Origin of the sequence: Kitasatospora putterlickiae (assembly GCF_039527695.1) — a bacterium.
Classification (GTDB): Bacteria; Actinomycetota; Actinomycetes; order Streptomycetales; family Streptomycetaceae; genus Kitasatospora; species Kitasatospora putterlickiae.
Map to the genome: position 1 here is coordinate 10,179 of NZ_BAAAKJ010000118.1, position 7,600 is coordinate 17,778.

The 7,600-nt window shown below is 75.3% G+C and carries 7 protein-coding genes and 1 pseudogene; all 8 read right to left on the reverse strand.

Annotated features, from left to right (window positions below; all coding sequences use genetic code 11):
• Positions 1–291: pseudogene (locus ABD308_RS12335) on the reverse strand (ABC transporter substrate-binding protein); the annotation flags it as partial.
• On the reverse strand, positions 288–1,040 hold the full coding sequence (locus tag ABD308_RS12340) for an ABC transporter ATP-binding protein (protein WP_344332702.1): 753 nt from the start codon (positions 1,038–1,040) through the stop codon (positions 288–290). The pseudogene ABD308_RS12335 and the gene ABD308_RS12340, both read right to left, overlap by 4 nt.
• 38 nt (positions 1,041–1,078) lie before the next feature.
• The gene (locus tag ABD308_RS12345; protein ID WP_344332687.1) at positions 1,079–1,477 is read right to left on the reverse strand and encodes an SHOCT domain-containing protein; all 399 of its coding nucleotides are present in this window, start codon (positions 1,475–1,477) and stop codon (positions 1,079–1,081) included.
• A 172-nt stretch (positions 1,478–1,649) separates the two neighbouring features.
• A complete protein-coding gene (locus ABD308_RS12350) occupies positions 1,650–2,318 on the reverse strand; it encodes a response regulator (protein ID WP_344332689.1) in 669 nt (222 codons plus the stop codon).
• Entirely contained in the window at positions 2,315–4,225 is a 1,911-nt protein-coding gene (locus ABD308_RS12355) for a sensor histidine kinase (protein WP_425554749.1), read from the reverse strand. Before ABD308_RS12355 ends, ABD308_RS12350 begins: the two co-directional genes overlap by 4 nt.
• Before the next feature lie 262 nt (positions 4,226–4,487).
• A complete protein-coding gene (locus ABD308_RS12360; protein ID WP_344332692.1) occupies positions 4,488–5,126 on the reverse strand; it encodes an NAD(P)-dependent oxidoreductase in 639 nt (212 codons plus the stop codon).
• A gap of 46 nt (positions 5,127–5,172) precedes the next feature.
• Entirely contained in the window at positions 5,173–5,802 is a 630-nt protein-coding gene (locus ABD308_RS12365; protein ID WP_344332693.1) for an NAD(P)-dependent oxidoreductase, read from the reverse strand.
• 77 nt (positions 5,803–5,879) lie between these two features.
• The gene (locus tag ABD308_RS12370; RefSeq protein ID WP_344332696.1) at positions 5,880–7,511 is read right to left on the reverse strand and encodes an outer membrane protein assembly factor BamB family protein; all 1,632 of its coding nucleotides are present in this window, start codon (positions 7,509–7,511) and stop codon (positions 5,880–5,882) included.
• Positions 7,512–7,600 lie beyond the last annotated feature (89 nt).

The following is a 7,600-nucleotide window of genomic DNA, read 5'->3' on the forward strand; positions in this document are numbered from 1 at the left end:
GGGCACCTGGCGCAGCTGGTCGGCCAGCGCCTGCTCCACCGGGGCGCGCACGCCGCCGAAGGTGTTCCCGGTGTCCATCACGTCGGCGCTGCGCACCACGGCGTCGGTGCCGCGGTTGGCGTCGGCGAACAGGGTGTCGAAGCTGCCGCGCAGGGTGTCGCCGAGCACCAGCGTGCCGGACAGGAAGGCCACCCCGAGCAGGATCGCGGTGAACGTCCCGGCCAGCCGCCGCTTGTGCGCGGACAGCGAGCGCAGGCTGATCCGCAGGGTGGCGGTGGCACTGTTGCTCATGACCGGACGCCTCCCCGACCGGCCGCGGGGGCGTGGTCGAAGGCCTTCATCCGGTCCAGCACGCCGGCCGGGGTGGGCCGCTCCATCCGGTCCACCAGCCGGCCGTCGGCGAGGAAGAGCACCTCGTCCGCGTAGCCGGCGGCGGTCGGGTCGTGGGTGACCATGACCACCGTCTGGCCCATCTCGTCCACCGCGCGGCGCATCAGCTCCAGCACCTCGGCGCCCGTGCGGGAGTCCAGGTTGCCGGTCGGCTCGTCCGCGAAGACCACCTCGGGACGGCCGGCCAGCGCGCGGGCCAGCGCGACCCGCTGCTGCTGGCCGCCGGAGAGCTCGCTCGGCCGGTGGTCGAGCCGCTCGCGCAGCCCGACCGCGTCGATCAGAATCTCCACCCACTCCCGGTCCACCTCGCCGCCGGCCAGGTCGACCGGCAGCGTGATGTTCTCCCGGGCGGTGAGCACCGGCACCAGGTTGAAGGACTGGAAGACGAAGCCGATCCGCTCCCGGCGCAGCAGGGTCAGCCGGCGGTCGCTGAGGTTCTCCAGCTCGGTGTCGCCGATCATCGCGGTGCCGGCGGTCAGCCGGTCCAGGCCCGCCGCGCAGTGCAGCAGGGTGGACTTGCCGGAGCCGGACGGGCCCATGATCGCGGTGAGCCGGCCGGCCGGGAAGCCGACGGACACGTGGTCCAGCGCGCGCACCTCGGTGCGGCCGACGCCGTAGACCTTGACCGCCTCGGTGACCCGGGCGGCCATCCTGTCGGTCCCGACCAGTTCGAGTACCGGGAAGGTCGTCACTTGGCGCCGCCCTGGCCCGGCTTGGTGTCGTCCGGACCCTGCGTGTGCTCCAGCAGGGTGTCCCGGCGGGTGCGGTACTCCTCCTCGCTGATCTGCCCCTCGGCGTACCGGCGGGCCAGGCTCGCCAGCGGGCCCTCGGGACCGCCCGGCCAGCCGCCGCGCCAGCCCGGTCCGCCGCCCCACGGGCCGCCCCACTGACCGCCCCACTGACCGGCCCACGGCGGGCCCCACGGCCCGCGACGGCCCCAGCCGCGGCGGCGCAGCACGGTGAACAGGGTGATCAGGACAAGCAGCCAGAACAGCGGGAAGAGCAGGAACCACGGGCCCGGGCCCCCGTTCCATGGCCCCCAGCCGTCCCGGCAGACCGTGTCGGCGAGTAGTGCGGTGCTCTGCATGTCGATCAACTCCTCGGTGAGCCCCGCGGGTTCGGACGGGGGGCCGCGCGCCGGCCCCGGACCGTTCCCGAGGCCACCACGAGCGTCCCGCCGAGGAGGGGCCCGGCGCGTCCTCCGGGGAGCGGCACCGGGGGTACGACGCGGGGAGTACGGGGCGCGGGGCGCGCTGCTCTCAGCCCAGCCAGCCCGGGCGGACCAGGCCGGACTCGTAGGCGAGGACGACGAGTTGGGCGCGGTCGCGGACGCCGAGCTTGACCATGGCGCGGCTGACGTGGGTCTTCGCGGTGAGCGGGCTGACCACCAGGCGGCGGGCGATGTCGTCGTTGCTCAGGCCCATGCCGACCAGGGTGAGCACCTCGCGCTCCCGTTCGGTGAGCGAGGTCAGCAGCCGCCCGCTCTCGACGGGCTCCCGGGAGCGGCTGGCGAACTCGTCGATCAGCCGGCGGGTCACGCCCGGGGAGAGCAGCGAGTCCCCGACGGCGGCGACCCGGACGGCGCGCAGCAGGTCGGCCGGTTCGGTGTCCTTGGCCAGGAAGCCGGCCGCGCCCAGCCGCAGCGCCTCGAAGATGTACTCGTCCAGTTCGAAGGTGGTCAGCACCACCACCCGGACCGCGGCCAGCTCGGGGCGCGCGCAGATCCGCCGGGTGGCCTCCAGGCCGTCGGTGCCGGGCATCCGGATGTCCATCAGCACGACGTCCGGCCGCAGTTCCTCCGCCAGCCGGACGGCCGCCTCGCCGTCGTCCGCCTCGCCGACCACCTCGATGTCGGGCTGGACGTCGAGCAGGGCCCGGAAGCCCGCCCGGACCAGGACCTGGTCGTCCGCCAGCAGTACCCGGATCATCCCGACCGCCCCTTCTCGCTCGCCGTGCCCGACCCCGCCGGGTCGGGCAGCCAGGCCCGCACCCGGAAGCCACCGCCGTCCGGTCCGGCGGTCAGCTCGCCGGCGAAGGCCGCGGCCCGCTCGCGCATGCCGATCAGGCCGTTGCCGGAGCCGCCGCCGTCGCCACCGGCGGCCGGGCCCGGGTCGTCCACCCGGAGCAGCAGCCCGTCCGGGGAGGACCAGTCCATCAGAACGGTGGCGGTGCGCGCGGCCGAATGGCGGATGACGTTGGTGAGCGCCTCCTGGACGATCCGGAAGGCGGCCAGCTCCACCTGGGCGGACAGCGGCCGGGGCGGGCCGGCCGTCCGCACCGTGACGGTGAGCCCGGCGTGGCCGGCCTGGGTGACGAGCTCGGGCAGCCGGGCGAGGCCCGGGGCGGGGGTGCGCGGGGCCTGGCCGTCCGGGCCGCGCAGGGTGCCGAGCACCTGGCGGACCTCGCCCAGCGCCTCCTTGCTGGTGGCCTTGATGACGGTGAGCGCGGCGCGGACCTGGTCGGGGTGCTGGTCGATGAGTTCCAGGGCGACCCCGGCCTGGAGGTGGATCAGCGAGATCGAGTGGGCCAGGATGTCGTGGAGTTCGCGGGCCATCCGCAGCCGCTCCTCGGCGGCCCGGTTCTCCTCGGCCTGCCGCCGGGCCAGCCGGCGGGCGGCGAGTTGTTCGCCCCGGGCGCGCATGATCTCGGCGCCGGCCAGGATCAGCAGCAGCCAGGCCGCCGCACCGGCCTCCTGCCACCAGCTCGGGCCGGGGCCGGGCGCGCGCAGCCAGGAGTGCGGCAGCAGGTGCGAGCTGGACAGGTGGACCAGGTAGCCGGCGCCCAGGGAGATCCAGGCCCACCGGCGGCGGTCGCGGGCGAGCGCGCCGTAGACGGCGACGGCGAGGCTGAAGAACACCGGGCCGTACGGGTAACCGGCCAGCAGGTAGCCGGTGGTGACGGCGGTGACGGCGGCCACCACCGGGCCGGGGAAGCGGTCGCGGAGCAGCAGCAGGGCGGGGCCGAGCAGCAGCAGCGCGTACCCGGCGGCGTCCAGCGCGACCCGGTCCGGCTGCTGGCGGGCGGCGGCGGTGGAGCCGACCACCTGGACCACGGCGACCAGGAGCGCGGAGATCCGCGTCCAGGCCGGCCGGGTCCACGGCGGTCCGGCGTAGGGGTAGGGGTCGCGGTCGGTGCTCATGGGCGGGCTCGTGGACAGCGGAGGGTCACCGCCCCGGCGCCGCGCCGGCGGCCCGGCCGGTGCGCGNNNNCCCTCGGCGGCCAGCCGCCGGCCGCGCCCGGTCATCCCCCAGGGCTTGACCACGGACAGCACGGTGGCGGTCAGGTAGATGAGCAGCGCCACCGAGGGGGCGATCACCAGGACGTGCGGGGCGCGGCCGTCCGGCGGGACGGTGCCGGCGGCGACCTGGCCGGCCGCGTCGTGGATGAAGGCGCGCAGCGCGAGGACCGAGGCCAGGGTGGCGGCCAGGGTGAGCCAGAACTTGGTGGCGACCCAGTAGTGGCGCAGCAGGCCCCAGCTGGTGCCGACGGACAGCAGCACGCCGGAGAGCAGCGAGAGCAGGCTGACCGGGATCAGCAGCCAGTCGGCGAAGATCCGCTGGGCCAGGTAGGCGGCGCGCACCGTGTCGGGGTCGTCGGAGAAGCGGCCGGCGATGCCGAGGGCGAGCACGCCCGCGGTCAGGCCGAGCCAGCCGACCGAGCAGGCGACGTGCACGACCAGCCAGACCCGGCGGGCGTGCCGGGGCAGCCGCAGCCGGCCGGCGCGGTCGGCCGGGGGCCCGTCGGGAGCGGTCGGGGCCACGGGCGGCTCCCCCGTGGCGGCCCCGGACGGGGGCGCGGGGGTGCTGGCGGCGGGCGGACCGGGAGGTGTGGGCATCGGCTGTGCTCCGGAAGGGCGAGGGGCGACGCGGGCCACGGGCCGGCGGCCACCGGGGTGGATGGTGTGCGGCCGCCGGCCCACGGCTTGGGTGATCCGTGGGATCACCCACCACTCTGCCCGGTCGGCGGGGGCCGGGCATCGCACCGCGGGAGTAGCCGGCCGTACCGCTCGTTGAGTACGGGCGGCGGGAGGTCCCCGGTAGGCGTTCTCGGCCGGCGTTCTCGGTCGGCGGCGTGGCCGGCGGTCGGTGGACGAGCGGTCAGTACGCGATCTCGACGACCGCGCGACGGGCCGCCGGGTCGTCGAGCGCGCCGAGCAGGTAGTGCGCGAGGTCGGCCCGGGATATCGACCAGGCCCCGGGCAGCCGCCGTCCGGCCGCGGTGCGGTAGCGGCCGCGGGCCCGTCCGCCGGTGAGCCGGGCGGCCCGGACCAGCGTCCAGTCCAGGTCGGTGTCGGCCAGCAGCAGCCGCTCCATCCGGGCCATGTCGGCGTACGGCCGGCGGAGCATCGGGTGCAGCGCCCAGGAGGTGAGCGCCCGCTGGAACGGGGCGGCGCGCCAGGGCGCCGGGCTCATGCTGGTGGTGGAGACGCAGAGCACCCGGGCCACCCCGGCCGCGTGCATGGCCTTGAGGATGTGGCCGGTGCCGGCCGAGTAGACGGTGGTGGCGGCCCGGCTGTAGCCGATGCCGAGCGCGGAGACCACCGCGTCCGCGCCCTCGACGGCGCGGGCCACCGCCTCCGGGTCGAGGACGTCGCCCTGCCGGATGGTGGTCGGCCGGGCGTCGGCCAGGGCCAGCGGGTCGCGGGCGAAGGCCACGGTGGAGTGCCCGGCCGCGGCGGCCAGCTCCAGGAAGCGGCGGCCGGTGCCGCCGGTCGCGCCGAAGACGACGATGTTCACGGTGCGTTCCCCCCTCGATCGGCGGCGGTGNCTCCGCCGGGGGTCATCAGTTGGCCACCTCGACGCGCCGGCCGTAGGTGGCCGTGTCATCCAGATGGGTGACGATGTAGTCGGCGACGTTCGCCCGGGCGATGCGCGAGGCCTTGGCGATGTGACCGCCCACCACCGCCTGGTAGCCGGGAGTCGCCGGGCCGTCGGTGAGCATCGGGACCCGGACGATCGTCCAGTCCAGCGGGCTGGCCTCGACCTCGTCCTCCATCCGGCCGAGGTCGAGGTGGATGTTGCGGTAGACCCGGTCCACCACGAACTCGGCGACGAAGCGCTGCATCGCCGGCAGGTGCTTGGTCTCCAGGCCCGCCGAGGACATCGTGACCAGCCGGCGCACCCCGCCCGCCCGGGCGGCCGCGATGACGTTGCGCACGCCCTCGGAGAACACCGTCGTGGTGGTGCGGCTGGTCACGCCCAGCGCCACCACCACGGCGTCCTTGCCCTCCAGCGGGCCGGTCAGCGAGTTCACGTCGAACACGTCGCCGCGCACCTTGGTCAGCCGCTCGTGCTCCACCGGCAGCTTGGCCGGGTCGCGCAGCAGGGCGGTGACGCCGTGCTTGTTCTCCAGGGCCTTCTCGACCAGCAGCCGACCGGTTCGGCCGGCCGCTCCCACCACGACGATCTCCATGACTTTCCTCCTTGCCGGGGCCGGCGGCAACTGGGCGCCGCCGGCCGTGAGTTGACCTTCGCTTGCGCCGACGCGTCCTACCGTAGGGAAAAGGCGAGCAGCGCGCCGCCCGATGCGCTCGGGTACTGCGGGTAGTACGCCGCCTGGACGTAGAGCATGCCGTCGGCGACCACCGCGCCGCCGCCGCCGGACAGCCCCGTGCCGTGCGCCGGGACGCCGTTGACCGTGGTGAAGTCGCGGACCACGTCGTACTGCCAGAGCACGGCGCCGGTGCTCGCCGAGAAGACCCGCATCTTGCCGTCCGCGCCGCCCTCGTAGACCAGGCCGCGGCTGACGCTCACGGCGGGGGTGAAGGCGCGCTGGCAGAGCTCCGGGCTGGCGGCCGCGCCGCCCCACCGGCAGCCGTCGGCCGGGCTCTCGGCCTGCCAGAGGATCGCGCCGGTCGCCGGGTCGAGCGCGTACAGCGTGCCGGGGCTGGCGAACCAGGTGGCGACGTACAGCCGGTTCCCGTCGTAGCCGGTGCCCCACTGGATGCCCGAGCTGCCGCCCTTGGTGTTGGGGTCGGCGACCACCGCGCGGTCCCACACCTTGGCGCCGGTCAGCGCGTCGTACACGTGGTAGACGCCGTTCTTCTGTCCGATGCCGACCACCCGGCGGTCGCCGATGCTGAAGACGTTGGCGCTGGCGCCGAAGTCCCAGTCGTGGTCGGTGCCGTCGGCCTTGCCGGGACAGTAGGCGTCGGCGCCGGCGATGCCGCAGGCGACGGTGAAGGTGTCCGGGAAGACCTCCTGGGCGCGCCAGCGGACCGCGCCGGTGGCGGCGTTCAGGGCGAGGACCGAGTCGGTGTCACCGCCCGCGCCGGAGTAGTTCTGGCCGGTGCCGACGTAGACGGTGCCGGTCTCCCGGTCGACCACCGGCGAGCTCCAGACGGCGACGCCGGAGGGCTCGTAGCGGTTGGCGCCGTTCGGCCAGGTGCCGGCCGGCTGCGGCTCGGGGCTGGTCCAGTGCCGCCAACTGAGCTGGCCGGTGGCCGCGTTGACGGCGACGACCGAGCCGCGGAAGGTGCAGCAGGGGTAGCTCAGGTCGAAGGTCGCACCGGACTCCTTGCTCGACACACCGACGTAGACCTGGCCGTTGTAGACCAGTGGCGAGCTGGTGATCTGGGCCAGCGGGTGGTTGTCGAGCTTCAGCGACCAGCGCAGCGCGCCGCTCCGGCGGTCGAGCGCGTACAGGTAGCCGCGGTTGTCGCCGAAGTAGACGGTGTGGCCCTCGACGGCCGGGCTGCTGCGCACCGGATCGGGGTCGGCGGTGGAGTGGGCGCCGGCCACCGGGGCGACGTCGAAGGTCCAGCGGGCCGCGCCGGTCCGGGCGTCCAGGGCGTGGAAGGTGCCCTCGGCGCCACCGACGTACAGGGTGCCGTCCACCACGGCGGGCTGGCTGCCGAGGTAGACGCCCGGGACCTTGGCGTGGCCGAAGGCCCACTTCAGGCCGAGGTCGCCGACGGTGGCCGGGGTGATCCGGTACTCCTGGCCGTTGAACCGGCTGCCGGACTGGTCGAACTGCCAGCCGGTCCAGTTGCCGGGGCGCGGACGGGCCTCGGCGTCCTCGGCGCCGGCGCCGTTGGTGGCGGCCAGCAGGACGAGGGCGGTCAACAGGGCCACCAGGCCGGTGCCGAAGCCGGCCGCCCGGGGCCGTCTGGGCTGGGACACGTGGATCAACTCCTCGATGACGTCGAGTGGTTCACGTACGGTCCGGGGTGCCGGTCAGGCCGGCGGCGGCCTCCGCGTGGGAGAGCACG

Bases quoted from the DNA above. Each gene is read 5' to 3' on its own strand.
- ABD308_RS12340 (WP_344332702.1), bottom strand. From the start codon at position 1,040: ATGGCCGCCCGGGTCACCGAGGCGGTCAAGGTCTACGGCGTCGGCCGC.
- ABD308_RS12345 (WP_344332687.1), bottom strand. From the start codon at position 1,477: ATGCAGAGCACCGCACTACTCGCCGACACGGTCTGCCGGGACGGCTGG.
- ABD308_RS12350 (WP_344332689.1), bottom strand. From the start codon at position 2,318: ATGATCCGGGTACTGCTGGCGGACGACCAGGTCCTGGTCCGGGCGGGC.
- ABD308_RS12365 (WP_344332693.1), bottom strand. From the start codon at position 5,802: ATGGAGATCGTCGTGGTGGGAGCGGCCGGCCGAACCGGTCGGCTGCTG.